At 32.4% G+C, this 26,414-nt stretch carries 20 protein-coding genes; 13 read left to right on the plus strand and 7 right to left on the minus strand.

Going from position 1 to position 26,414, the window contains the following annotated elements; genetic code table 11:
* Positions 1-216: 216 nt before the first annotated feature.
* The gene (locus tag ABW636_RS02930; protein ID WP_367588456.1) at positions 217-738 is read left to right on the plus strand and encodes a GNAT family N-acetyltransferase; all 522 of its coding nucleotides are present in this window, start codon (positions 217-219) and stop codon (positions 736-738) included.
* A 12-nt stretch (positions 739-750) separates the two neighbouring features.
* Here ABW636_RS02930 and ABW636_RS02935 read toward each other — a convergent pair whose 3' ends face one another.
* Positions 751-1,926: an esterase-like activity of phytase family protein gene (locus tag ABW636_RS02935; RefSeq protein WP_367588457.1), complete on the minus strand. Its 1,176-nt coding sequence runs from the start codon at positions 1,924-1,926 to the stop codon at positions 751-753.
* Between the two features lie 364 nt (positions 1,927-2,290).
* On the opposite strand from ABW636_RS02935, the gene ABW636_RS02940 reads away from it, so the two are divergent.
* Positions 2,291-3,973, plus strand: a complete 1,683-nt coding sequence (locus tag ABW636_RS02940; protein ID WP_367588458.1) for a T9SS type A sorting domain-containing protein — start codon at positions 2,291-2,293, stop codon at positions 3,971-3,973.
* Positions 3,974-4,032: 59 nt separating this feature from the next.
* Here the strand turns inward: ABW636_RS02940 and ABW636_RS02945 are convergent, their stop codons facing one another.
* On the minus strand, positions 4,033-4,737 hold the full coding sequence (locus ABW636_RS02945) for a 16S rRNA (uracil(1498)-N(3))-methyltransferase (RefSeq protein WP_367588459.1): 705 nt from the start codon (positions 4,735-4,737) through the stop codon (positions 4,033-4,035).
* A gap of 57 nt (positions 4,738-4,794) precedes the next feature.
* Positions 4,795-5,817: a tRNA (adenosine(37)-N6)-threonylcarbamoyltransferase complex transferase subunit TsaD gene (gene tsaD, locus ABW636_RS02950; RefSeq protein ID WP_367588460.1), complete on the minus strand. Its 1,023-nt coding sequence runs from the start codon at positions 5,815-5,817 to the stop codon at positions 4,795-4,797.
* Positions 5,818-5,943: 126 nt separating this feature from the next.
* Here tsaD and ABW636_RS02955 point away from each other — a divergent pair, with 126 nt between their 5' ends.
* The 4 genes from ABW636_RS02955 to ABW636_RS02970 all read left to right on the plus strand — a co-directional run bounded on the left by ABW636_RS02955 (position 5,944) and on the right by ABW636_RS02970 (position 14,289).
* Positions 5,944-10,341, plus strand: a complete 4,398-nt coding sequence (locus ABW636_RS02955) for a translocation/assembly module TamB domain-containing protein (RefSeq protein WP_367588461.1) — start codon at positions 5,944-5,946, stop codon at positions 10,339-10,341.
* A gap of 92 nt (positions 10,342-10,433) precedes the next feature.
* On the plus strand, positions 10,434-11,420 hold the full coding sequence (pfkA, locus tag ABW636_RS02960; RefSeq protein ID WP_367588462.1) for a 6-phosphofructokinase: 987 nt from the start codon (positions 10,434-10,436) through the stop codon (positions 11,418-11,420).
* A gap of 894 nt (positions 11,421-12,314) precedes the next feature.
* Positions 12,315-13,511 (plus strand): M57 family metalloprotease, encoded by a 1,197-nt coding sequence (locus tag ABW636_RS02965; RefSeq protein WP_367588463.1) that lies wholly within the window; start codon positions 12,315-12,317, stop codon positions 13,509-13,511.
* 253 nt (positions 13,512-13,764) lie between these two features.
* Positions 13,765-14,289, plus strand: a complete 525-nt coding sequence (locus ABW636_RS02970; RefSeq protein ID WP_367588464.1) for a hypothetical protein — start codon at positions 13,765-13,767, stop codon at positions 14,287-14,289.
* A 54-nt stretch (positions 14,290-14,343) separates the two neighbouring features.
* Here the strand turns inward: ABW636_RS02970 and ABW636_RS02975 are convergent, their stop codons facing one another.
* Positions 14,344-14,892, minus strand: a complete 549-nt coding sequence (locus ABW636_RS02975) for a hypothetical protein (RefSeq protein WP_367588465.1) — start codon at positions 14,890-14,892, stop codon at positions 14,344-14,346.
* On the minus strand, positions 14,885-15,793 hold the full coding sequence (locus ABW636_RS02980) for a hypothetical protein (protein WP_367588466.1): 909 nt from the start codon (positions 15,791-15,793) through the stop codon (positions 14,885-14,887). The genes ABW636_RS02975 and ABW636_RS02980 overlap by 8 nt, the downstream gene beginning before the upstream one ends.
* A 446-nt stretch (positions 15,794-16,239) precedes the next feature.
* Here ABW636_RS02980 and ABW636_RS02985 point away from each other — a divergent pair, with 446 nt between their 5' ends.
* The gene (locus tag ABW636_RS02985; RefSeq protein WP_367588467.1) at positions 16,240-17,388 is read left to right on the plus strand and encodes a cysteine desulfurase family protein; all 1,149 of its coding nucleotides are present in this window, start codon (positions 16,240-16,242) and stop codon (positions 17,386-17,388) included.
* 61 nt (positions 17,389-17,449) lie between these two features.
* Here ABW636_RS02985 and ABW636_RS02990 read toward each other — a convergent pair whose 3' ends face one another.
* On the minus strand, positions 17,450-17,830 hold the full coding sequence (locus tag ABW636_RS02990; protein ID WP_367588468.1) for a RidA family protein: 381 nt from the start codon (positions 17,828-17,830) through the stop codon (positions 17,450-17,452).
* A 64-nt stretch (positions 17,831-17,894) separates the two neighbouring features.
* The gene (locus ABW636_RS02995; RefSeq protein WP_367588469.1) at positions 17,895-20,681 is read right to left on the minus strand and encodes a putative LPS assembly protein LptD; all 2,787 of its coding nucleotides are present in this window, start codon (positions 20,679-20,681) and stop codon (positions 17,895-17,897) included.
* Between the two features lie 266 nt (positions 20,682-20,947).
* Between ABW636_RS02995 and ABW636_RS03000 the strand changes: the two genes are divergently transcribed.
* The 6 genes from ABW636_RS03000 (at position 20,948) to ABW636_RS03025 (ending at position 26,412) form a co-directional block, all read left to right on the plus strand.
* Positions 20,948-22,072 carry an N-acetylmuramoyl-L-alanine amidase family protein gene (locus ABW636_RS03000; protein ID WP_367588470.1) on the plus strand — a complete coding sequence of 375 codons (1,125 nt, stop codon included), beginning with the start codon at positions 20,948-20,950 and terminating at the stop codon, positions 22,070-22,072.
* Positions 22,073-22,175: 103 nt separating this feature from the next.
* Entirely contained in the window at positions 22,176-23,126 is a 951-nt protein-coding gene (locus ABW636_RS03005) for an MlaD family protein (RefSeq protein ID WP_367588471.1), read from the plus strand.
* 4 nt (positions 23,127-23,130) lie between these two features.
* A complete protein-coding gene (locus ABW636_RS03010) occupies positions 23,131-24,456 on the plus strand; it encodes a 4Fe-4S dicluster domain-containing protein (protein ID WP_367588491.1) in 1,326 nt (441 codons plus the stop codon).
* Positions 24,457-24,523: 67 nt separating this feature from the next.
* Positions 24,524-24,970 (plus strand): LNS2 domain-containing protein, encoded by a 447-nt coding sequence (locus ABW636_RS03015; protein WP_367588472.1) that lies wholly within the window; start codon positions 24,524-24,526, stop codon positions 24,968-24,970.
* A 52-nt stretch (positions 24,971-25,022) separates the two neighbouring features.
* On the plus strand, positions 25,023-25,814 hold the full coding sequence (locus ABW636_RS03020; RefSeq protein WP_367588473.1) for a (Fe-S)-binding protein: 792 nt from the start codon (positions 25,023-25,025) through the stop codon (positions 25,812-25,814).
* A 112-nt stretch (positions 25,815-25,926) separates the two neighbouring features.
* The gene (locus tag ABW636_RS03025; protein WP_367588474.1) at positions 25,927-26,412 is read left to right on the plus strand and encodes an ABC transporter ATPase; all 486 of its coding nucleotides are present in this window, start codon (positions 25,927-25,929) and stop codon (positions 26,410-26,412) included.
* Positions 26,413-26,414: the final 2 nt, after the last annotated feature.

Consider the following 26,414-nt stretch of genomic DNA (forward strand, 5'->3'; position numbering starts at 1 on the left):
GTATGTGATAAATATTTCGATTCAAATAAGAAAGCATTTTAGAGGGGTTTGTTTGGTAAGAAATAGAATCGTATCCAATCTTATAAATAAATTGAATGATTTATTACAGAGACAAACTATGGTAAAGTGATGTTTTTTGGTACAGTATACATAGTATCACTTAGAGCAAAGTGCTAAAATTAAGAAAGTGATTTTGATGAATCTATAAATATAAAGATGATTACTTATAAAGAATTTGAAACAGAAAGGTTGCTTATTACGCCAACGATAGAGCAAGATGCCGAGTTGATATATGAAATGATGAATAGTCCAAAATTTATTCAATACGTTGGTAATAGAAACATTAGCTCGATATCTGAAGCAAAAAAGTATATATTAGATAAAATGCTTCCTCAATTAAAGAATTTTGGGTATTCAAATTATACCATTACTCGTAAATCAGATACTATAAAAGTTGGTATTTGCGGACTTTATGATCGAGATGGTGTAAAAGGAATTGATATTGGGTTTGGGCTTTTGCCAAAATATGAAGGAAAGGGATACGCGTTTGAGTCTGCAAATAGATTAAAAGAAGCTGCTTTTAATGAGTTTGGTATTACTGTAATAAATGCCATTACTTCAAAACATAATATTGCTTCACAAAAGCTTTTGGAAAAACTAGGATTAGAATGTGTCGGAACAACAATTCTTCCAAATGAAGCCGAAGAACTATTCTTATATAAAATAACATCACAGTAATCAGGAATATAACTACGGTACTACTTTTAAAGCTATTAACTGATTGTATTGTGGGAAAAAAGAATTAAAATTATTATCTGAAATAACAACAACGGTTCTGCTTCCATCATCTAAATTGGGACCAAAGGTTATCCCTTCTATATTGTCCACTGTATTAGCGGTTAATTTTCCTCGTATTGTTTCAAAGTTAAATAGTAGTGTTTTTGTAGCTGCCGTATAATCGTTTCCATTTAAGGATTCTTTAGAAATAGTATTTGTTGCTTCACTGGCATCTACATTATATATTTTTACAGTATTACCTCCATCAATATATCCAGAAGAAAATGATCTTTCTAAGGCTAGGAATTTATTTGTATCATATTCAAGTATTTCTACCAATCCATTAACCATAAAGGTTGTTCCCAGAGCAGGTTCCCGTGCTACAGGATCAAGTTCATATGCAAATTGTCTTTCTGCTGTATTTGTTGTTTTATTAATGAATGTAACTCGAACCGGAGATTGTGTATCGGTTATAATAGGTTCTGGTCCATCTTCAATGAGCGGAAGCTCTAAGGATACCCAATAACCTGAATTGTCAACTGCCAAAGAAAGCCCTTCTAACACTCCATTGTGTCTGGGGCCAGAAGTATCATCAATAGTATTGGCTTTAAAATTATCAGGTAATGAGAATTTTTTTATTTCATTGCCATTACCATTTATTTCTACCACAGCAGGATCCACACTATTATTAATAGATCCCTCACTAGTATATACTATGTTTTTTGTAACAGGATCAAACCGTATGGCTTCGGGGTCTACAACACCTTGTGGTAATGAGCTGCCAGCTACATCTTTCATTTCTATCATCGTATGAATATCAACAGTTGTAAACTCATTATTATATGAGATATTAGCTTCATAGAAGCGTATAGGAGGAGTAGAAGTATCACAGATAATATACCACTTTCCGTTTTGGTAATCAATACCAGAGAGCCCCCCAACTTGTTCAGAACCAATTTCTTGATTAGGAATTATAAACTCATCAATAAATTCAAAACCACTTACAGTATTTTTAGAAGGAACTACTGGTGTGTTAGGGTCTGTAATTTCAGTTTCAGAGTCATTTTCAGGAATGGTATCATTATTATTAGAAGAACAACTAATAGTTAATATAATTAATAACAACCCTCTTTTAATCATAGGTATCATACCAAGTGAATTAGAAGTATAAAGATATTGATTTGAGAATAATTATTTGATTTATTTCAAAGGTTTGTTTGATAAATGAAGGTATTACATCCTGTGTTTTATTTTTTCTAATATAAATAATAAAAAAAGGGGTTTTTTCCCCTACAATTTTGGGGTGTAACCTCCTAAGTGAAAGCAGTTTATTTTGTAATTTAGAAGACTGTTTTACAGGTGGTTATGATGTATTTGTTGTTGATTAGTTTTTGAACACTTTTTTCAAAAAATCATGCAGAAATTACTCTTATAGCTAATGATGTTTGTTGATAGTCTTATGGTGAAATTTATAATCGAGCAAATCAATTAACCAATTTAAATATAAATCAACATGAAAACAATTGTATGCAGTGTAGCTCTATACTTTGTAGTGAGTATGGGCTTTTCACAGTTTCAACATTCTTTTGGAACAGAAAAATCAGAAATGGGGCGATCTCTTGATCAGCTCCAACAGGTAGAAAAAGGATATATCATTGGGGGATATACTTCTAAGAATTATATCGGTAGCCTCGAGGCCACGTTAGTAAAAACAGATCTTAACGGTAATCAAATTTGGTCACGAGTTTATGGAGGAGAGAATTATGAATATTTTAATTCTGTAAGACAATCTATTAATTTTACATTTAAAGATGAAGTCTCATATGTGGCGGCAGGTATTACCCGTAGCTTTGGTTTCGGATCTGGTGATGCATATCTGGTGGGAGTAGATGTGAACGGAGCTACCGTTTTTTCTAATGTTTACGGAGGTAAAGAATATGATGTGGCTCATTGTGTGCAGAGCATCAAAGACCAAAATGGTAAACCTGGATATATTTTTGTAGGTGAAACCAGAAGTTATTCCCAGTTTTTTCCTGGCACCAATGTATATGTGGTACAAACCGATCATTTAGGAAATTTGGTTAGATCTACAGTGATAGGAGGAGAAGGTGATCAAAGAGGAATGTGGATAGAGCAAACCAAGGATGGGGGGTATATCATAGCAGGTGCAACTACAAATTATTGGTGTGGAGCAAGTTCAACACTTGCTAATCCTCCTTCAGACATTTTTATTATTAAGTTAAAACCAGACCTAACGATAGAATGGAATCGAATTGTAGGATACCCTGGTGAGCTTACCCCTTCTCAATCCTATCGTAATATGGCAAATTGTGTGAAACAAAATAATCAGGGAAATTATGTGCTTACTGGTTATACCAATAGTTTTGGAATTAACAACTCTTTTGATGCGTTTTTGCTGTATATGGGAGCTAATGGTAATTTTTTAGGGATGAAAACCTATGGTACAGAAAGAAGAGAGCTCGGGTATGGTCTTGAAGAAACAGTAGGAGTGTTTGGAAACCAAAATTATACTATTGTAGGACAAAACAATATCTCTAGTACCAAGGCAATGATGTTTCAGACTGATGCTGGTGGTAGTTTGTTGTGGGCTCGTAACTATGGGAAAGATGGTGTAGAAGGTGGATTTGAAATGACAAGAGATACGTATGATAAAGGTTTTGCTTTTACTGGTTATACAACTTCTCTGGGAGCAGGAGCAACCGATATTTATTTGGTAGAAACTACCGATACCGGAAAAACAGGTACCGTATGCGAAAAGGAAATAAAACTCGAAGAAGTAAAGCATGAACCTTGTATAACCAAAAGCGCACAGCAAGTTTTTGTAGATGAGTATGAAAGAATTCAGCACAAACAAATACGAGTAGAATATAAACAGGATCGTTGTATAGGTTTTATAGGTAACGAACCCAACAAAGGATTAGGGGCTTCAGAAAATGCCATAGAGATGTTTCCAAATCCTGTTAATGATAGACTTACCATGCAATTGGGAGAATTAACAAAGGGAACTCAATTAACTATTTTTGATACTTATGGTAATATCGCTATGAAAAGTATTGACATGGGGCAAAAAGAGCATATAGAGATAGATACAAAAGATTTGAGACCAGGAATGTATATGATAAAATTAGAACAAAAGAATGGAAGCGTAAAAGTTCTTAAGTTTCTTAAGAAATAATGAAGTATCATTTTTTCTTTAAAAGAAGGGTTATTTTAATACAATATTAAGATAGCCCTTTATTGATTTATAAGGGCTACAGTGTGAGCCGCAACAATAGCGGCGGTTTCAGTACGCAACCTGGTTTCGCCCAAAGTAACAGGAGCGTAGCCTGATGCCAATGCTAATTCAATTTCTTTTGTAGAAAAATCTCCTTCTGGACCAATCATAATAACGATATCAGATTGTGGAGAGAGGGTGTCTTTTAACGATTGCTTCTTGGTCTCTTCGCAATGCGCAATAAACAATTGTCCTTCATTTTTTAGAGCCACAAAATCATTATAAGAAATAGCAGGATGTAATTTGGGTAAATAACTTTGTAGCGATTGCTTCATGGCACTTTGTAATATCCGCTCAAAACGTTCTGTCTTGATGATTTTTCTTTCACTATGATCACAAATTATAGGAGTGATTTCATCAATACCAATTTCGGTGGCCTTTTCTAAAAACCACTCATAGCGATCGTTCATTTTGGTAGGAGCTACAGCAAGGTGTAATCTATACGATTTGGGTGATTGTTTTTTACAAGAAGTTACAGAAGCAATACAAACTGTAGGATTAGAAAACGTGATTTTGGCAATAAACGAATCTCCCTGACCATTGGTAATATGTAATAAATCACCTTCTTTTTTTCTTAACACCTTACTAATGTGTTTACTCTCTTCTCTAGAGAATTTTATTTCGGTATTTGATTCAGTAAGATTCGAATTATAAAATAGTTGCATTTTCTATGACTGTTTCAGCAATGATAAAGTTCTACTATAGATCGTTTGATATAAAGGTTAAATTTTCATTCGGGCTGTTGCCACAACGCTCATATCGGTAAACTCCTTTTTAAGATATTTTAGATACCCTACAATTCCAATCATTGCCGCATTATCTGTAGTGTATTCAAATTTTGGAATAAAGGTTTTCCAACCATATTTTTGTTCTCCATCTTTTAAAGCTTGTCTGATACCAGAGTTAGCAGAAACGCCACCTCCGATGGCAATACTTTTGATACCTGTTTGTTTTGAAGCTTTTTTTAGCTTGTCTATTAAAATATTGATGATAGTATATTGCAAGGATGCGCAGATATCATTTAGGTTATTTTTTACAAAATCGGGATCTTCTTTGGTCATTTTTTGAGTGAAATAAAGGACAGAAGTTTTAAGACCACTAAAACTAAAATTTAAATCACCTACTTTGGGTTTAGGAAACGCAAACGCTTTAGGATTGCCTAATTGTGCATATTTATCTATCAAAGGCCCTCCTGGATATGGTAAGCCAAAGATCTTTGCACTTTTGTCAAAAGCCTCTCCAACAGCATCATCAATGGTTTCACCAATGACCTTCATATCAAAATAATCATTTACCTGTACAATTTGTGTATGCCCACCACTAATGGTTAATGCCAGAAAAGGAAATTGTGGCTTGTCATATCCTTCTTCCTCAATAAAATGAGCAAGAATATGAGCTTGCATATGATTTACATCAATCAATGGGATGTCTAAACCAAGAGCTAGTGACTTTGCAAAAGAAGTTCCTACCAATAATGACCCCATTAATCCAGGACCTCTTGTAAAAGCAATTGCGCTTAGATCGTCTTTAGTAATTTTTGCTTGTTTAATGGCTTGATCGATAACAGGAACAATATTTTGTTGGTGTGCTCTCGAAGCAAGCTCAGGAACTACTCCACCATACAATTCATGTATTTTTTGTGATGCGATAACATTAGATAGAACATTACCGTTACATAATATGGCAGCAGAGGTATCATCACAAGAAGATTCAATACCAAGAATGTATGTTTTTTGTTTGTCCATTATGAGGAAAAGGGCATAGAAATTGTTAATATTGTCAACAAAGTTAAAACAATAAAGCGTATCAGGAAACTTTGGAAAATATTGTTAAGGACATTTCTTGTTCTTATATCATTATTTCTTCTAATAATGGTATTGTTTTCTATTCCTTCTGTTCAAACTTTTTTTGGTAAAAAAGCTACAAATTATCTAAATAAAACATACGATGTAGGAATCGATATTGAACGAATTGGGTTGACCTATACCGGAAATGTGGATTTACAAAATGTTTTTATAAAAGATCACCATCGGGATACCTTACTATATGCAAATGGTATCGAGACCTCTATTCTCAATATTGATGAAATATCTAAAGGAAGACCTCAATTAGGAAAAGTCTATATAGAAGACCTGACCTTTAATATGAAAATTTATAAAGATGAGAATAGCGATAATTTAATGACTTTTATTCGCAAGTTTGATTCTCAAAAAAAACCTTCTGGAAAAAAGTTTGTTTTGACTACAGAAAATATTTCTATCGTAAAAGGAAGGTATCGCTTTACGAATGAAAACTTAAACAATCCTAAAGCAGTCGATTATTATAATATTGACTTGGATGCAGAAAGTCTGGTGGTAGATGGAGATGATATTTATATCAATATTGACGCATTATCTTTTGACGATTTTAGGGGATTGAAAGTATCAAAATTACAAACATGTTTTTCTATGACTCCTAAAGAAATGAATTTTCAGGAGTTGGTTATTCAAACTAAAGATTCTGATATAAAAGGAGAAATTTTGTTTTCTTATGAAAAGGATGGGCTGAATAATTTTGAAAATGAGGTGTTCATTAATGCAGATTTTGATAAAGCAACTATAGCGACAAATGATTTAATTCCTTTTTATAAAGAATTTGGAAAAAACCATAAGTTTTATATGCAAAACACTTTGGTAAAGGGAACTTTGAATGATTTTGAAGTGCTACATGCAAATATTTCTGGACTAGACAGGTCTTTTGTAAAAGGAAATATGAGAATTAAAAATGCCGTTAGTAATGCTACAAAATTCGAATTGGAAGGAGATTTTGAAAACTTAACGAGTAATTATTATGATCTTATCAATTTGTTACCTAATGTTTTAGGGGCATCTCTGCCAATAGAGTTACAACGGTTTGGTAATGTTAGAGCAAAAGGAAATGCCATGGTAAATACAAAATCTGTAGACATGGATATGACTCTGTTTTCTCAACTGGGAAAAGTCAATGCATTTGTATTGTTAGAAAATCTAAATGATATTAAGAAAGCAACTTATAATGGAAATATTATTTCTCAAAATTTTCACCTTGGTAGGTTGTTAAACAGAGAATCATTAGGGACTTCTACCTTCGATATTCATGTAGACGGGAGCGGGTTTACACTAGGTAGTTTAAATACTAAAATAGAAGGAGATATTAGCAAGCTAGAATTTAATGATTACATCTATAAAGATTTAAAAGCAATAGGAAATCTTAAGAATAGAGTATTTGATGGAAATTTAACTTCTAATGATCAAAATGTTCAATTTACCTTTAATGGGGTAGCAGATTTGTCTCAAAAAATACATAACTATGATTTTGAGGCAAATGTAGATCATATCGATCTTAACGAGTTAAATATATTTACAAGAGATAGTATTTCTATTTTTAATGGTGATGTGTACATGAAAATAAAAGGTACAAATTTAAATGATGCCTTTGGAACAATTTCTTTTACCAAAACTTCCTATACAAACCAAAATACAGAATTCTATTTTGAAGATTTTGATATAACCTCTAGTTTTAATGAAGATAATGTAAGGACAATTATTGTAAATAGCGCAGATATTGTAGAAGGTAATATAAAGGGCGTATTTAGGTTTGAAAATGTATATGATTTGTTTAGAAACTCTATAGGAAGTTTATATACTAATTTTGAAGCTACAGAAATTACCGATGATGAATTTGTAGAATTCAATTTCAATATTTATAACAAAATTGTAGACGTTTTTTTACCCGAGATTCAATTTGCACCCAATACAATAATAAGAGGAAAAGTAGAAAGTAACGAGTCAGAATTTAAACTTACCTTTAAATCACCTTCGATTAATGCATATGATAACTTGATGGAAAATGTTGATATACAGGTGGATAATAAAAACCCGTTATTTAACACGTATATAGCCATAGATAGTATCAAATCAAAATATTATAATGCATCAGAGTTTAGTTTAATTAATGTAACCCTAAAAGATACATTATTTATGCACTCCGAGTTTAAAGGAGGAAACAATAACGAAGATAATTTCAATCTAGAATTTTACCATACAATTAACGAGGATAATAATTCTGTAGTTGGGATAAAGAAATCAGATTTCACCTATAAAGGTAATACCTGGTTTGCAAATAAAGAAAAAAGTAAACTTAATAATAAGATCATCTTTGATAATGATTTTAAAAGTATTGATATACAGTCTATAATTTTTACCTATCTGGATGAAGAAATTAAACTGAAAGGAACGACAGAAGGAGAAGATTATAAAAATCTAAAAGCGACTTTTAAAAATGTTGACCTAAATAAAATAACTCCCAGAATTGATAGCCTTAATTTTATGGGCAGAGTTGATGGAGAATTATCCCTACTTCAGGAAAAAGGAAACTATTTCCCAAGTTCTAATATAAAAGTAAAAGACTTAAGTATTAACCAAACCCCAATGGGAGAGCTTTTATTAAAAGTTACAGGAAATCAAGATCTTACAGAGTACTTGGTTGATACCAAATTGGTTGATTATAGTAATAAAAAAACATTAGCTGCTTTAGGAATAATTAATGTCTCTAAGGATAAACCCTTTGTAAATATAGATGTTGATTTAAACGAATTAGATATCTCAGAGTTTAGTGCTTTAGGAGGAGATATTATTACAAATATTCGCGGTTTTGTTTCTGGCGAGGCTAAGATAAGTGGAAGCTATAAAAGCCCATCAATCGATGGAGTGTTAAACCTTGATAAAGCAGGGCTAATGGTTCCATATTTAAATGTTGATCTTGGTTTTGAAGATAACTCGAGAGTAATTCTGAATGAGCAACGTTTCAATTTTGATGATATTAATATCAAAGACTCAAAATATAATACCAAAGGTGTTTTGGGAGGGTATATAGCTCATAAAAATTTCTCTAAATGGGAGTTTGGACTAGAATTGTTAGCAGACGAACGATTGTTGGTGTTAGATACCGAAGAGGATGAAGAGTCTTTATACTATGGGACCGGGTTTATTAAAGGTCAAGCATGGATCACTGGTCCTACAGACGAGTTATTTATAAAAGTAGAAGCAACCACTGAAGAAGGAACTACTTTTAAAATCCCATTAAACGATACAGAGTCAATAGGTGATAATACGTATATTCATTTTTTAAGTCCAGATGAAAAAAGAGCAAGGTTAGAAGGGAAAGAAGTTATTTTGGAAGATGTAAAAGGATTGGAACTTAATTTTGATTTGGATGTAAATAATAATGCAGAAGTAGAAATAGTAGTAGATAAAGAAACGGGAAGTTCTTTAAAGGGTAGAGGGGCAGGAACCTTACTTATCGAAATCAATACCAATGGTAAATTTAATATGTGGGGGGATTTTGTGGCGTATGAAGGAACTTATAATTTTCGATATGGAGCATTTGTAGAAAAGTTATTTACGGTACGTGATGGTGGTACTATTAACTGGGATGGTAGTCCAACAAGAGCAGTTTTAGACCTTAGTGCAGTATACAAAACAGAAGCAAATCCTGCGATACTTTTAGAGAACTCTTCTATCAATAGAAAAATACCTGTAGAAGTTGTGGTAGATTTACAAGGAGAGTTAATACAACCCGATGTTAATTTTAATATCGAGTTTCCTAACCTTAGCTCTGTTATAAAAAGTGAACTGGATTATAAGCTAAGCGATCAGTCAAATAAAGAGTTACAAGCATTATCTCTGGTGTCATCTGGGCAATTCTATAATGGTACTTTTGATGCGAATACCTTTACCGGTGGGTTAGTGGCAGAAAGAGCTTCAAGTATTTTTAATAATGTTTTTTCTGATGAGGATGATAAGTTTCAGGTAGGGTTAAATTATGTTCAGGGAGTAAAAAGCTTGGATCAGGAAGATGCAGATCAATTTGGGTTAACATTTGCTACCCAAATTAGTAATAGGATTTTAATTAATGGTAAAGTTGGGGTTCCCGTAGGTGGCGTTAATGAATCTACAGTTGTAGGTGATGTTGAAATACAATACTTATTTAATGAAGATGGATCTTTACGAGGAAAGATTTTTAATCGAGAAAGCGATATTCAGTTCGTAGGAGCAGGAAGTCAAGGTTATGAACAGGGTGTTGGGCTTTCATACTCGGTGGATTTTGATAATTTCAAAGAATTATGGGTTAAGATATTTAAGAATAAAAAAGTAAAGGATTCTATTGTAAAACCAAAGGATACAACAAAAATTGAAACACCAAATTTTATTAACTTTACAGACAAGAATAAAATACCTGATCCAGAATAATTAGTATAAAAAATAAAAGATCACTTTCCGGCTTTTGCCGGAATCTTTTTGCAAATAAAAAAAGATCTTAATTGGTGAACAAAATATAACATATGGCAAGAGAAATCAAAACTATTGGTGTCATGACATCGGGAGGAGATGCTCCGGGAATGAATGCTGCAATACGTGCAGTGGTAAGAGCTTGTGCTTATTACAATGTAAAATGTATAGGCTTTTATCGAGGATATCAAGGAATGATAGAAGGAGATTATTGTGTGATGAATGCCAGAAGTGTTAGAAATATTATTAGTAGTGGAGGTACCATATTAAAATCAGCCAGATCAAAAGAGTTCAAGACGATAGAAGGTAGAAAAAAAGCCGCAGAAAATCTTAAAGAAATTGGGGTGGATGCAATGGTACTAATAGGAGGTGATGGTACATTTACAGGAGGGAAGGTGTTTAGTGAAGAATATAATATTCCGGTGATTGGTGTTCCGGGAACTATCGATAATGATATTTCGGGAACTAATTTTACAATAGGGTATGATACTGCCTTAAATACTGTTGTAGAAGCGATCGATAAAATAAGAGATACAGCTAGCTCACATGACAGGTTGTTTTTTGTTGAGGTAATGGGTAGAGATGCCGGGTTTATAGCATTAAACAGCGGTGTAGGAGCAGGAGCAGAGGAGATTTTAATTCCAGAAGAAGATCTTGGTTTGGATCGTTTACTAGAATCATTAAAACGTAGTAAACGTTCTGGTAAATCGTCTAGTATTGTGGTTGTAAGCGAAGGTGATAAAATAGGAAAAAATGTATATGAATTGGCAGATTATGTAACCGATAATTTACCAAATTATGATGTAAGAGTAACCGTACTGGGGCATATGCAACGAGGGGGATCTCCCACATGTTTTGATAGAACATTGGCAAGTAGGTTATGTGTTAAAGCCGTAGAATTACTGTTAGATGGTGAGAAAAATGTTATGGTGGGGATTATGAATAATGAAATTTTTGTATCTGGTTTTGAAGAAGGGTTAAAAGGAAGTCGCCAGATAAATAAAGAATTACTTCGTATCTCGGATATTTTATCTACCTAAAGTTTGGTTGTTTGTATAAAACCGTCTTTTTTGGTGGGTTATTATATTTGGCTAAGTTCTAAAAAAGATATGGTTTAGTGTTATATTTTTGAATTCATTCCAAGCTGTACTAGAAGTAAAAGCAATTGTAGTCATTCTGTTAGTATCATTTTTTGATTTTTTCCAGTATCAAGAACCAATTGAGATAATTTTGGATATATTTGGTAGTTATCCCCATTAAGGGATTCTATAAATTTTCTAGGTCTTCTATCTAAATTATTTACATTTTATACATACTATACTTTATAATAAAAATAAAATGTAGCTAAGGTTGTAATTGATTTTTAGTATTCATCTAGAACAGAAATCTTCAATTTTCCTTTTGAGTATTTTTATACCACAAATGATATAAAGCAACTTCTCTTTTTAATTCATAATTGGTATTGTCTACAAAATAATCACATTTGATGTGTTCAATTAGAGCAAAAATATCTATTCATCATATTGAACTGGTTCAAACAATCTTCAATTTGCGATAAAAATGGTTTTTACTCAGTTTTCATTTTTTCTTACTTCGTAGTGCTCTTATGAAGTGTAAAAAACATTCAATTGATCAAAAAGTCATCATTTTTCTAATGAATAAAAAAAGTTCAAACCATTTCATTGTGATTTTTGATCTCATTTGAAAATCAAAACTTTGTTTTTTAACATAGATTTTCACTAGATAGGTTTCAGGTTATGAAGCTAACACCTCTAATTGGTTGGATTTAAACATACATACTCTTTTGTTTTTAGTTATTTAAATGTAAAAATACGGTTTAACCGTATTTAGTATAAGGTTTTGCTAATTTACTATCATTTTTAAAGTTAAAATAAGTTTAATTTTATGTTACATAACTGTTAAATAATTAAATTATGTTTAATCACAGACTCAAATTTTTATTGGTAATTAGTATAATGACTTTAATAAGTTGCGAAAAAGAAAGCTTAAATGATGAACCTTTTGGTTTGCCAGACAATGCTCAAGAAACACTTGATTACTTAACCGAAATATTAGGATATGATGAAAATGATATTCAAACAGATATAGATTCTGAAGAATTTTTTGTTGGCGATATGGGAATTTCATTTAATTATGTACAAAATCGAAGTTTAGCAAGAACCTCTAGTAATGGCTTAGAAGCTAAAAATCAATGGATAGGTCAAGACGTTAGTCATAGTCATTCAAGAGATATTACTTATTTTATGGAAGCCGATTTTCCACAAGCGTACAGATCCCCTTTCTCATGGGCTGCATGGCATTGGTCTTCAGTAAGTGCTAATATTTCTATAAGAAGTACAAATACACGTGCTAATGCCGATGTTATACTGTCTACTTTTAATGACAATAATACAGGAGCTTTTGCTAGAGCTGGTGGACCATCAGGAAATGGAAATGTGGGAAACTATCTTAATATTAATGTAGCCAAAAACCATAACAATACTTCCGATGCTGATAAAATGGCATTAATGCTTCATGAACTAGGTCATACACTTGGTTTTCATCACTCTGATGTAACTTCTGGTACACATATTCCGGGAACGAACAATGCTGCATATCACGCTTCAAATGATTGTGGATCTATTATGAAAAGTAGTGTTTATACATGTGGCTGGACATTAAGTGCTACGGCAAGGTGGACTGCAGATGATAGAACAGCCATTACTTGGGCATACGGCAATAATGCTAACAATGTTGCTAGTGATAATAACAATAATAACAATAATAACAATAATAACGGTTCAACAGATATTTGCAATGGTGTAAGTGCATATGCTGGTGGCAGAAGTTATAGTAATGGTGATCAAGTTACCCATGGTGGATATTTATACACTTTAACTAATAATAGATGGGTTAGAGGGGGCCAATGTGGATCTGCAAGTTCAAATTCTGGTAATAATAATAATAATAATAATAATAATAATACAAATACAAATTCTGATATCTGCAGTGGAGTAAGTGCATATAACAGTGGACAGAGCTATAGTAATGGTTCAAAAATTACCTACAATGGTTACTTATACACGTTAACAAATGGACGATGGGTTAATGGAGGTCGATGTGGAGGTTAAAAAGTTACTTTGTTTCAACTTTAATAAAAAAGACTGTCTGAAAAGATGGTCTTTTTTGATAATATTAGACAAAAAAAATGCAATTTTATTGTGTAAATTTAGTCAGGAGATGGTATAAACAATATTTCATAATCAAATTGAATATTTAGTTGGTTAAGATATGCCAAAACCAGCAAAAAAACTAAGTTTGTAACCTGTTCAATTCATAATATAGGTATTATTAACTTCATTATAAATTCAATATTGTAGATAAATGAAACTCATTCTAAGTATGTTAGTATTCGTTTTTTGTTTTTTGGCCTGTTCAGAATTAAATAAAGGACAACATAATCAGCAAAAGCAGAGTAATGATCAGGAAATTAAGAATGCTGTGGTTCCAGATACTTCTTCGGTGCTATTAAAAATAGAAAGAGGAGCATTTCATTATGATCAATTTGTCTTAAGAGACACAATATTAACTTTTTATCCTTCTTCGGATCATTTTGAAAGTAATGATTATAAATACATCGGTATTTCTAAAAAAACAATAAGTAAAGAAAAAAGAAATAACTTGGTGCGATATTTGGTTGACAATGGTATTTTGGATTTGAAGCCGGTGTACTCGAACGATGCCTCTTGTAACAGTGAGCTAATAGTAACCTTTATTTTTAATGGTCAAACAAAAAAAATCATTTGTAATGATTTTAAAATGAATTGTCCTGACCTCTTGCAATATTTAGAAGAAGAAATGATTCGTTTACATGGTAAAAACCTAAAACGTGTTTTATTACCAGGGTAATCAATAACTAGTGTATTAGTGCTAATTTAAAAACAACCAATTATTATAGAGAAATTATTTAGCAACAGTTATTTCGTCTTCTCCAAATTCAAGTACTTCTTGTCGTAACGAAAACTCTGCTCCGTTCAGAGTGATATCTTTCAATGTTATTTTTCTGGTATAGACAATTGCGGTATCTGTTTCTTCTTTTACAGTATATACGATTTCAGCATTTCCATCGGTACTTAAGAATTCTTGATTTATGGCAATACCAGAAGGAGGTACACTGGCACAAAAATAAGATGCTCCGTTTATTTTTGATCCAAAATTTCTATATACCAGTGTATTGGTGGTGTTGTTTAATTCGATAGTTACAGAAAGTTCATCGGGATCAGGCTCTAGTGTAAAAGTGGTACTGGTAAATCCTAACGAAAAAGAGCGAGTAGCTTCTTGGTCTATCTTATACAATACAAATGTGTTTTTTTCAGTATTTGTACAACTTTCTATAGGAGCTGTAAAATTGTCAATATTATTTTCTAAAACATCTCCTTCACTACAGCTGCTAAGTAGAAAATATAGAAAAAGTAAGTGTATTGATTTATGCATTATATATATTCTATTCATTTTTTTTGGTAACCTTATTAATGGTAACATCTCGATGTCCAAAAGAAAAGTTGTCATTTTCAAAATTCTGATCACCACTGTCGAAAACTAGTTTGTTTACGGATATGGTTGTTCTAAAGGTTGTTTTAACGGTATTATCGAGTGCAGGGGCAATATCTATTTCTGCAGGAGTAGCTTCTGCATCAAGATAATAAGCAATACCGGTATCAGGATTTATATCATCTCTGGGGTTTCCATTTTTATCAAAATCCTCATTTCTGGTTAGGATACCATCATTATCATCATCTTCTTCCAAATAATTAGGTATGTTATCGTTATCTGTATCTCTTGGTTCATCGTTGTCAGGAATATTATTGGGCAATTCTACACTGGTTAGAATATTATCATTATCGTCATCCTGATCTTTATAATTAGGAATTCCGTCACCGTCTGTATCATCATCTTCCAAATTACCATTATTATTTAAATCTTCGTCTTCTGCTGGGATACCATCATTATCATCTTCTTCTATGATTTCGGTAAAGATTTCTACCGTGCCAGAGTTTCCTACACGTTCTTCTATAATAGAAATGCTGCTATTAGGAACATTAGAACAGTAGTAGTCATTAGTGATCTCTGTCGTAAAACTTCTATATATTAAAGTGTTTGGTTCTTGACCCAGTACTATTAATAATGGTGTTTCTGAAGCAATAGTATCAGAAAACGCTGCATTAATAAAGCGAAAAGAAATGGATTCATTAATTGTTGTATTGATTTTATAAAAAACGTATTCATTTTCCTCAGATCCTTGGCAAAGTTCTAAGTCAGCTTCATCAAACTCAAAGCTGGTTATGATAATGTCTCCATCGTCACAAGAAAACAATATCAGACTATAAAAAAATAAAAATATAAGCTTTTTCACCAGGTCTCAAAATTTTAATATTAGTACGTTATATATAAAGACGATAAAAAAACCATAATGTTTTGGTTATGTCTTCCGAATAACAATTTTGGACAAAAATAAGGCAATTGAAAGATTATTGAATGACTGATTTAAAATAATTTTATTTTAACTAGTTTTGCACAAGAATATCATTGGGTTTTTGGACTTTTCTGACAAATACTTTGCGATGGTTAAAGTTTTTTTAAATGAAAGTACTTAAGTAATAGAAAATGCCCTATACTATATATCCATCGTTATTTTCAGAATTATTCTTTTAAAAATAAACACATAATATTCGATAGAGAGGATATTCCTTTTGGATTGATATTTTTTTAGTGAAGTAGTTTAACTATTTTAACAAATAAACTGATATTCTATACTCTTAAAATGTAACATCTAATAAGTTTCAAAAATACTGTATTCTTATGCAAAAAATTTACTTTGATAATGCTGCTACAACGACCATAAGATCAGAAGTAATAACAAGAATGGTTGAAGTATTAGAAAGTGATTTCGGGAATGCTTCTTCTAGTCATTCTTATGGTAGATCTGCCAAAAATCATATAGAACAAACACGCAAAAATATTGCAAAATATTTAGGAGTGAGTGCCTCTGAAATTATTTTTACTTCTGGGGGTACCGAAGCTGATAATTTAGTTATCAATAGTGCGGTTAGAGATTTAGGTGTCTTACATATTATTACATCAAGAATAGAACATCATGCAGTATTACATACAGTTCAGGAAATAGAATCTCGTACAAATATAGTTGTAAGCTATGTTAGAATTAAAGAAAATGGGAGTGTGGATTATGAACATCTAGAGTCATTATTAGCTACTTCTAACACCAAGACATTGGTAAGTCTGATGCATATAAATAATGAAGTAGGAACAATTCTAGATGTAGAAAGAGTTGGAGATTTATGCCAATCAAAAGGTGCTATTTTTCATAGTGATATGGTACAATCGATCGGTCATTATGAAGTAGATTTAAGTAAGCTTTATATCGATTTTATAGCTGTAAGTGCTCATAAATTTCATGGCCCAAAAGGTGTTGGCTTTGCTTATATACGAAAAAATTCAGGTTTAAAACCGTTAATTTTTGGAGGAGAACAGGAACGAGGTTATAGAGCAGGAACAGAAAGCGTACATAATATTGTGGGTATGGACGAGGCATTACGATTAGCTTATGATCATCTTGAAGAAGAAAAAAAATATATAGAAGAGATTAAGCAGTATTTTATAGATACACTAAAGAATGCTATTCACGGAGTTCGATTTAATGCAGACTCTGATAGTAAGAGGCATTGCACTTATACTTTGGTAAATGTGTGTTTGCCGGTTTCTGCCGAAAAAGCTGGTGTATTATTGTTTCATTTAGATATTAATGGAATTGCATGTTCTAAAGGAAGTGCATGCCAGAGTGGTAGTAGCAAGGGGTCTCATGTATTAACAGAAATTCTTTCTGAAGATGATTTGCAAAAACCATCGATTCGATTTTCTTTTTCAAAATATAATACAAAAGAAGAAGTAGACTATGTCGTAGGCGTATTAAAAGATTTTATTAATAGTTAGAATAAACAATAAAAAAACCTAGCATAGTTCGCTAGGTTTTTATCATATTTTATGTTGCGTTTTACTTAATAGCAACCACAGATATCTCTACATTTACAGATTTTGGTAATGTCAAAACAGCTACAGTTTCTCTAGCAGGAGCAGTGTCTTCATTAAAATAACTACCGTATATTTCGTTTACTGCAGCAAAATTGTTCATATCACTTAAAAAAATAGTTGTTTTAACTACATTTTCAAATGTCATTCCTGCTTCTTCTATAACTGCTTTTAAGTTTTGCATCACTAGTTGAGCTTCTGTTTTGATATCGCCTACCACTAGTTCTCCTGTTGCTGGATCAAGAGCAATCTGTCCAGAAGTGTATAACGTATTACCACTTAAAACAGCTTGGTTATAAGGACCGATTGGTGCTGGAGCTTTGGATGTTGTTATTATTTTTTTCATGCGAAGAATATATTATAATTAATGATTGTTGCTTTAGACTAATTTATAGAACTTGCTTTTATAGTTATAATTGTCTGTCTGGTTCTCTTCTTTTATCCCATTTGATATCACTTAATACAGAAGACTTGATACCAATAAAGAAATTCCAGGAAGTACGGGAACTAAAAGGAATCCAGTTAAAATTCATAACCCAACTTTCTAAATCTCTTTGAAACCTTAAATTGGTATAAGTAAAGCCAGGGTTTTTAAAATCATATCCCGATGAAACTCCTACAGACCATCTGGGAGCAAGTTCTACATCTCCCGAAAACATTAGAGAATGAGAAGAAATCTCATTTTGACGTGCACTATTACTATAGTTTATATTATACGATAATCGCAAGGACCATGGAATTTTATAATTATAGTTCTTGACATCTTTATCAGTGTCTCTATCACTCTTTGTCTTATCGTATGATTGTTCATTATTAAAGTTGGTTCCTCCTCCAAAAAGGTTATCTGTCCTACCTTCATTCCTAAAGGTTTCATTTTCATAAGGATCATCGTTAGGTTTTCCTTTATCAAAATCAGCGCTACTAAAAGAGTATCCAAAATTACTGCTGGCTCTGGTTAGACGAAACAAACTACCTCCATTATCGATATTCCAAACATCAATTTTACGATTGTTGTTGTCTAACGCATAAGGATCAAGGGTGGCATTAAAGTTAATGTCTAATTTGTTTTTGATAATAGGGATATTTCCAGAAACAGAAATCGGACTCAGTTTCAAAGAATCTCCTGCAATATTGTATGAGGTGCTAAAGTTTAGGTTATTAAGAATCGTTACTTTTTTTGCTTCTGTAGCAGTCGAATCTTTACTTCTAACCTTCATTTCAATATTATTACTTAAAGAAAACCCAATAGAGCTTGAAAATGTATTTCCAGGAGCTCCAAAAGCACCACCTTCAAACCTCGAATATTCTACTACTTCGGTTTCATCTATATTAGCAGTATTAGGGTTGTCTGTTACTGTATAAGTGTCATAAAACTCACTAAAAGCAGGCGTAATATTATAACTTATAGAAGGACGCATCGTATGTCGTATGGCTTCTATCTTTTTTCCTTTTTTAAATTGAAAGGTTCCATAAATAACAGTACCTAAACTAGTAGAAAAATTATAGGTTCTAAAAGCATCAAACCCTTTTATAGTATCTTGTACTACGGCTCCTGCACCTTCATTAGCATCAGAATCATAACTTCTTTTTATGGTTTCAAATACCCAGTTTTCCTGAAAATTTGTCCCGGCTGTAGCACTCAAATATTTAAGGATCTTGAAATTGGTGGTTAATGGAATGGTGTGTTGCATACCGATTTGAGAATTTTTAAACATCTCGGATTTAAAAAGCAAGCTATCGGTAGTTGTAATTCTGTTTTCTCCTCTAAAATTATATTGAGTATTTATATTTTGAATGATTCCTTTTTTAACTCCCACTTTTGGAGCAAAAGGAAATATCCTAGAAACACTGGCAGACGTATTTGGTAAAGATAAATTAACCACTCCTGTATTGGTATTAGAGTTATGGGTGGCAGCAATATTAAGATTTACCTGTGGATCTCCAGGAATAGTTTTAGAGTAGGAAACAGAAGAACTTAATTGGTTATTTAAAAAATTACCTGTATTTCTTTGATTTGTAGATTGCTGATAAAAACCACTCTTACCAAAATTTACAGATGCAGAAAAGCGAGAATTTGGGCTTGCTTTGGCATCTTGGCTATGAGACCATTGTATATTATAGGTAGTTCTTTTTGCGAAATCTGGAAACCCTCTTTCACTTGTTAAATTATTTTCATACCTAAATCTTAAATTCCCTCTAAATCTATATCGCAATGCATAAGAGGTTTCAGAAGCTAATGTGTAACTTCCGTTGGTATAGTAATCTCCTGTAAGCGTTAAATCAGCATAATCACTAATAGCAAAATAATACCCCCCGTTTTGAAGGAAATACCCACGATTATTTTCTTCTCCAGGGCTTGGCATAATAAAACCAGAAGTCCTGCTCTCTGACATAGGGAAATACCCAAATGGCAATAGTAAAGGGGTGGGGACATCTGCTATATACATATTTACAAGACTGGTGACAATCTTTTTTTTGGGAACAAATTTTATTCTTCGTGCATAGAAATAATATTCGGGATCTTCGATGTTTTCTGAAGTAGTGAACTTTACGTTTTTCATAAAAACAACAGAATCATTTTCTCGCTTAGAGATTTCATTTTTTATTTTGAAACCGTTTTGTTCTGTTCTCGAATTATAAATAAGCGCTTTTTCGGTGTCAAAATTAAACCGGATCGAATCGGGTTCTACAATATTTTGTCCCTGTTTAAAAATTGGAGGTTGAGTATATTCACCAAGAGAATCTTTAATTCCGTAAGCATATACTTCATTTTTAGTGTTATCAACGATTATAAAGCCAGCATTAATCTGCATGTCTCCATACACAATTTCGGCTTCATTGTACAGGTACATTTTATTCTCTTTACGACTTAATCGCATATAATCCACAGATTTGTATACTACTTTATCAGTCAATAACTGTGGCTCAGGTACAATACTATCTTGATCTGTAGTATCCTGAGTTCTTTCATTTAATAACTCTTCTGGCTTAATCTCTTGTCTTCTTAAAGTATCAGAAACTGTATCTTGTTGGGTTACAGGAATAGAAACCTCTTTTGTTTTGTTTGTTTCTTGTGCAATGCTTTGACAAATACAAAACAGTGAAAAACTTAGTGAATAAAGTATATGACGTACCGTTGTTTGCAATGGTTTAAATCCTATTTTTGTATAACTATGGCTTAGTTTTTGAAGTGCCAAAATTACATATATTTTTTATGCTTAGATTGTAAATCATAAAAAAATAAAAAAATATATTGATTAGACACGTCATTAATAACGCTAACTTATAAGATAATTGCTTGTTACCAGCGAACTAACTTTATCATATAAGTTATAGTATAGAAACTGTAGCTGTCTTAAAATGTTTCAAAAAAATAGAATAACATTAGAATTTGTAGGTCTGATGTGTACAAAATGATAGTTTTGCAAAATAAAAGTCAGGATTATTAGAACAACATAAAAACATGAAATTTAATAAGTATCGAATTTTTCTTCTCGTTTTAATTTTTGTTTCTAATGGCATTATTACTTCGGTAAATGCTCAGGAGAAGAAAAAATTTATAGTAGTCTTGGATGCAGGACATGGTGGGCATGATCCCGGAAATAGAGGAAATGGTTATAAAGAAAAAGATATTGCTCTTAAGGTAGTATTGGCAGTGGGAGAGGCTCTAAAACAAGAAGGTGGCTTTGAGATTGTGTATACAAGAAAAACTGATAAGTTTATCGAGTTGCATGAAAGAGGTAGTATTGCAAACAAAGCAGGAGCTGATCTTTTTGTATCGATACATTGTAATTCTCATAGAACGCAAGCATACGGTACAGAAACCTTTGTATTGGGGTTACATGCCAATGATGAAAATTTTAATGTTGCAAAGAATGAAAACTCGGTTATTCTTTTAGAAGACAATTATCAGGCAAATTATGATGGATTTGACCCTAATTCTCCAGAATCAATTATTGGATTAACCTTGATGCAGGAGGAATATTTGGATCAAAGTTTAACACTGGCAAGTTTTGTTCAAAAGAGATTTAAAAGAGCACTTGATAGAAAAAGTAGAGGGGTTAAACAGGCAGGTTTTGTAGTTTTACACCAGACATATATGCCAAGTGTTCTTATCGAATTAGGTTTTTTAACTAATAAGAACGAAGGAAAATATCTAAATTCTAAAAAAGGACAGCAAGAAATGGCTACTTCGATTACAACTTCTGTTATAGAGTATAAAAAGAGTTTGGAGGCGACTTATAAAGCTGTAAAGCCAAAGATAATAGAAGTTTCCAAAGTCGTTAATGAAGTTAAAAATGAAGAAGTAATAAGTAATGATATAAAGTTTAAAGTTCAAATAGGAGCAGGAACTGATAATGTTGAGCTTAAATCTTTTAATTTTAATGGGTTAGATCAGTTGTCTAAAATGAAAATAGGAGAGCTTTTTAAGTATTATTATGGTAGTACTGATAATTATGAATCAATAAAAGAATTAAGAGAAGTTGCAGTTGATAAAGGTTTTGATTCAAGTTTTATTGTTGCTTTTCGTGGAGATCAGCCAATCCCTTTAAACGAAGCTTTAAAAGTAGAAGCTTCCTCTAATTAGTTTCAAAGAAACTGTAAAATTGTTTTTGAGCTAATAATTCCTAAAAGATTTGCTAATAGGAATTATATTTTATCCTAAATTTGTGTTCTAAATATAAGCTATTTTGAAATTTACTCGAGAAGTTAAAACAGGAATATTAGCAATATGTGCGATAGCACTTTTAATCTTTGGTTATACTTTCCTAAAAGGAAAGAATCTTCTGGAAAATGAACGAACCTTTTATGCTGTATATAATAATGTAGAAGGTTTGATTGCATCGTCTCCAGTTACTATAAACGGTATGATCGTTGGTCAGGTAGTGTCAATAGATTTTGCAGATGCAAAAGGAAACCTTGTGGTAGAATTTAATGTAGATAGCGATTTTACTTTTTCTAAGAATAGTGAGGCAAAAGTGTATGGGGGTGGTCTTATAGGAGGCAAATCCTTGGCTATTATTCCTAAATATGAACAAGGCAATGATGCGAAGGATGGAGATACATTACAAGGAAGAATAGAAGCAGGTCTTTTAGAATTGGTAAATGATAGATTAACTCCTTTACAAGAAAAACTTGAAGCTGCTATTACAGATGCAGATACATTGTTAAATTCTGTAAATGGCATTCTTAATGTAGATAATAAAAATAACTTAAACTCTATTTTTAAAGACTTAAGTGCTACCGTAAAAAACTTTAAAGTGGCATCTTCTTCTTTAAATAGTGTTTTATCAGGTAATCAGGATAAATTAAACAATACAATTTCTAATCTTGATAAAATGTCTGCCAATCTTAGTAAGGTTTCAGATTCGATATCTCAAATAAATGTTGCCAACCTTGGAAAGAAGCTAGAAAAAGTTTTGATTAGTTTTGATAAAATATCAAATGATCTCAATTCGGGAAAAGGAACCGCTGGAAAATTGCTTAAGGATAATAAGTTATATGATAACTTAGAGCGTACTAGTAAGCAATTAGAACTCTTGTTACAGGATTTGAGATTAAATCCTAAAAGGTACGTTCATATATCAGTATTTGGGAAGAAAAATGCCCCTTACGAAAAACCAACAGATTCAATAGAATAAGATGATGCAATATGTACCTAATATACTTTTTATAATAGCCCTTGTAGCAGGTATTGGATATTTTACTAAAAATATTCGTAAAGTTATTCGTAATATCCGGTTAGGGAAAGATGTAGATCGTTCTGATAATAAAAGTGAACGGTTTAAAAATATGATGAGAGTTGCTTTAGGGCAATCAAAGATGGTGCGTCGCCCTATTGCTGGATTTTTACATATTGTAGTATATATTGGATTTTTAATTATTAATGTAGAAGTATTAGAAATTATCATTGATGGTATTTTTGGAACCCATAGAGTTTTTGCGTTTTTAGGAGGTCTTTATGATTTTCTAATTGCTTCATTCGAGATTTTAGCATTACTTGTTTTAGTAGGAGTTATCGTTTTTTGGATTAGACGTAATGTTATTAAACTAAAACGTTTCTGGAATCCTGAAATGAAAGGTTGGCCAAAAAGCGATGGTAACTGGATTCTTTATTTCGAAATGATATTAATGACTTTGTTTTTAGTAATGAATGCTTCCGATTTGCAGTTGCAAAATATAGGGGCAGAACATTATATAAAAGCAGGTTCTTATCCAGTTAGTCAGTTTATTTCACCTTTTTTTGATGGGCTTTCAGAAATAACACTTATTGCGATAGAGAGAACTGCATGGTGGTTACATATTTTAGGAATTCTGGTGTTTTTAAATTATTTATATTTTTCAAAACACCTACATATCATATTGGCTTTTCCTAATACCTATTATGAAAATCTAAACCCTAAAGGGCAGTTGGATAACCTTGAAGCCGTTACAAATGAGGTAAAACTTATGATGGATCCAAATGCAGACCCTTTTGCAGCACCATCTGAAGATGATGTTGCGGGTGAACCAGAAAAGTTTGGAGCATCAGATGTTACGGATCTTAATTGGGTGCAATTGTTAAACGCCTATACATGTACAGAATGTGGTCGATGCACTAGTGAATGTCCGGCAAACCAAACAGGAAAGAAATTATCTCCACGAAAAATTATGATGGATACCCGTGATCGTCTTAAAGAGGTAGGGGATAATATAGATAAAAATGGCAGCTTTGAAGATGATAATAAACAGCTATTAGGTGACTATATCAGTGCAGAAGAGTTATGGGCATGTACAAGTTGTAATGCTTGTGTAGAAACCTGTCCTGTAGGTATAAGCCCTTTGTCAATTATAATCGATATGCGACGTTATCTGGTGATGGAGCAAAGTGCGGCACCATCAGATTTAAATAATATGATGTCTAATATTGAAAACAATGGAGCTCCTTGGCCATTTAACCAAATGGATCGTTTAAACTGGAGTAACGAATAATAACCACATTTTTACTATTTAATTATTAACCACAATTCACCACCATTTTAATGAAAAAACTTAAAGTATGAAAAAAGAAGAAATTGATAAATTATTGCACGACAAGGTAGAAGAAGGAGAACATGTAAGCCCGGTATTACCAGAAGGTATTAAAAATTACCTTATCGATATAGATGGTACAATTACTGAAGATGTGCCAAATGAGGAGCCTGAACGTATGGCAGCTTGTAAGCCCTTCCCAGATGCTTTAAAAACATTAAATGAATGGTATGACCAAGGACATATTATATGTTTTTTTACCTCTAGAACCGAAGCTCATAGAGAAGTAACAGAGATTTGGCTTAAAGAGCATGGTTTTAAGTACCACAGTATATTAATGGGAAAACCAAGGGGAGGTAATTATCATTGGATCGATAATCACTTGGTAAAAGCTACAAGGTATACAGGTAAGTTTACCGAGTTGGTAGAGCGCGTTGTTACTATAGAAGTCTTTGACGATGGTAAACACGATTAAAAAAAGCTTTTGATTTTCCTTTGTTAAAAAGGATAACTATAAAAATAAGAATATGAGCGAAGCGATAAAAGTGCCAACAATGGCAGAGTATATGGCAGAAGGAAAGAAACCAGAAGTTCTTTTTTGGGTTGGATGTGCAGGTAGTTTTGATGATCGAGCAAAGAAAATCACAAAAGCTTTTGTTAAATTACTTCATAATGCTAATGTCGATTTCGCTGTATTGGGTACAGAAGAAAGTTGTACGGGGGACCCGGCAAAAAGAGCGGGTAATGAGTTTTTGTTTCAGATGCAAGCCGTTACGAACATAGAAGTAATGAATGCCTATGAGATTAAAAAGGTAGTTACTGCATGCCCACATTGCTTTAACACTCTAAAGAATGAATATCCTGTATTAGGAGGAGATTACGATGTAATGCATCATACAGAGTTTCTTAAGTCACTTCTTGATGAAGGCCGCTTAAAAGTTGAAGGAGGTAAGTTTAAAGGAAAACGAATTACGTTTCATGATCCCTGTTATTTGGGACGCGCAAATAACGTGTACGAGGCCCCTAGAGATTTACTTAAGAAATTAGAGGTGGAACTTATAGAAATGAAAAGATGCAAGCGTAATGGTTTGTGTTGTGGGGCAGGAGGAGCACAGATGTTTAAAGAGCCAGAGCCGGGAAATAAAGATGTTAATGTCGAAAGAACAGAAGAAGCGTTAGAAACAAAGCCAGATATCATCGCCGCAGGTTGTCCTTTTTGTAATACAATGATGACAGACGGGGTAAAAAACAAAGAAAAAGAAGATAGTGTACAGGTTTTGGATGTAGCAGAACTTATTGCTAACGCTCAGGATATATAAACCATATATAATAACGCTAAAAATAACAGCGAATGTCTCTTTTAAGAATAAGTACTTTTTTTGTAACTTAAAAGACAGAATCGTTTTTGTTTTATTAATAAAAGAATAGCTCATGTTAGTAGATTTTAATGACCTTCCAGAAACATCACGAGTATGGATTTATCAAGCAAATAGGTCATTTACTGTAGAAGAACTTGAAGAAGTAAGAGGACAATTAGATCAGTTTTTGTCACAATGGACGGCGCATGGTTCGGATTTAAAAGCGGGCTATGAAATTAAGTATAAAAGATTTATTGCTATTGGGTTGGATCAAGGATTAAACCCTGCAACAGGTTGTTCTATTGATGCTTCTGTTCACTTTATTCAAAAAATTGAACAAACATATAGTGTAGACCTATTAGATAAGATGAATGTTTCTTTTAAACAGGGAGAGTTTGTAGCTTATAAAACTCTTTCTGATTTTAAAAAGATGGCTAAAAATAGATCAGTATCCCCAAATACTATCGTGTTCAATAACCTGGTTACTAATATCGCCGAATATCGAACAAATTGGGAAATTCCCGCAAAAGATAGTTGGCATAATCGTTTCTTAAACTAAAA

This window comes from Aquimarina discodermiae (genome assembly GCF_040786235.1).
Classification (GTDB): domain Bacteria; phylum Bacteroidota; class Bacteroidia; order Flavobacteriales; family Flavobacteriaceae; genus Aquimarina.

Coding starts and splice junctions, on each gene's coding strand:
- pfkA (WP_367588462.1), top strand. CDS start 10,434: ATGGCAAGAGAAATCAAAACTATTGGTGTCATGACATCGGGAGGAGAT.
- ABW636_RS03025 (WP_367588474.1), top strand. CDS start 25,927: ATGTTAGTAGATTTTAATGACCTTCCAGAAACATCACGAGTATGGATT.
- ABW636_RS03020 (WP_367588473.1), top strand. CDS start 25,023: ATGAGCGAAGCGATAAAAGTGCCAACAATGGCAGAGTATATGGCAGAA.
- ABW636_RS02965 (WP_367588463.1), top strand. CDS start 12,315: ATGTTTAATCACAGACTCAAATTTTTATTGGTAATTAGTATAATGACT.
- ABW636_RS02985 (WP_367588467.1), top strand. CDS start 16,240: ATGCAAAAAATTTACTTTGATAATGCTGCTACAACGACCATAAGATCA.
- ABW636_RS02945 (WP_367588459.1), bottom strand. CDS start 4,737: ATGCAACTATTTTATAATTCGAATCTTACTGAATCAAATACCGAAATA.
- ABW636_RS02935 (WP_367588457.1), bottom strand. CDS start 1,926: ATGATACCTATGATTAAAAGAGGGTTGTTATTAATTATATTAACTATT.
- ABW636_RS02990 (WP_367588468.1), bottom strand. CDS start 17,830: ATGAAAAAAATAATAACAACATCCAAAGCTCCAGCACCAATCGGTCCT.
- ABW636_RS02975 (WP_367588465.1), bottom strand. CDS start 14,892: ATGAATAGAATATATATAATGCATAAATCAATACACTTACTTTTTCTA.
- ABW636_RS03010 (WP_367588491.1), top strand. CDS start 23,131: ATGCAATATGTACCTAATATACTTTTTATAATAGCCCTTGTAGCAGGT.
- ABW636_RS03015 (WP_367588472.1), top strand. CDS start 24,524: ATGAAAAAAGAAGAAATTGATAAATTATTGCACGACAAGGTAGAAGAA.
- ABW636_RS02970 (WP_367588464.1), top strand. CDS start 13,765: ATGAAACTCATTCTAAGTATGTTAGTATTCGTTTTTTGTTTTTTGGCC.
- ABW636_RS02940 (WP_367588458.1), top strand. CDS start 2,291: ATGAAAACAATTGTATGCAGTGTAGCTCTATACTTTGTAGTGAGTATG.
- ABW636_RS02930 (WP_367588456.1), top strand. CDS start 217: ATGATTACTTATAAAGAATTTGAAACAGAAAGGTTGCTTATTACGCCA.
- ABW636_RS02955 (WP_367588461.1), top strand. CDS start 5,944: ATGGTATTGTTTTCTATTCCTTCTGTTCAAACTTTTTTTGGTAAAAAA.
- ABW636_RS03000 (WP_367588470.1), top strand. CDS start 20,948: ATGAAATTTAATAAGTATCGAATTTTTCTTCTCGTTTTAATTTTTGTT.
- tsaD (WP_367588460.1), bottom strand. CDS start 5,817: ATGGACAAACAAAAAACATACATTCTTGGTATTGAATCTTCTTGTGAT.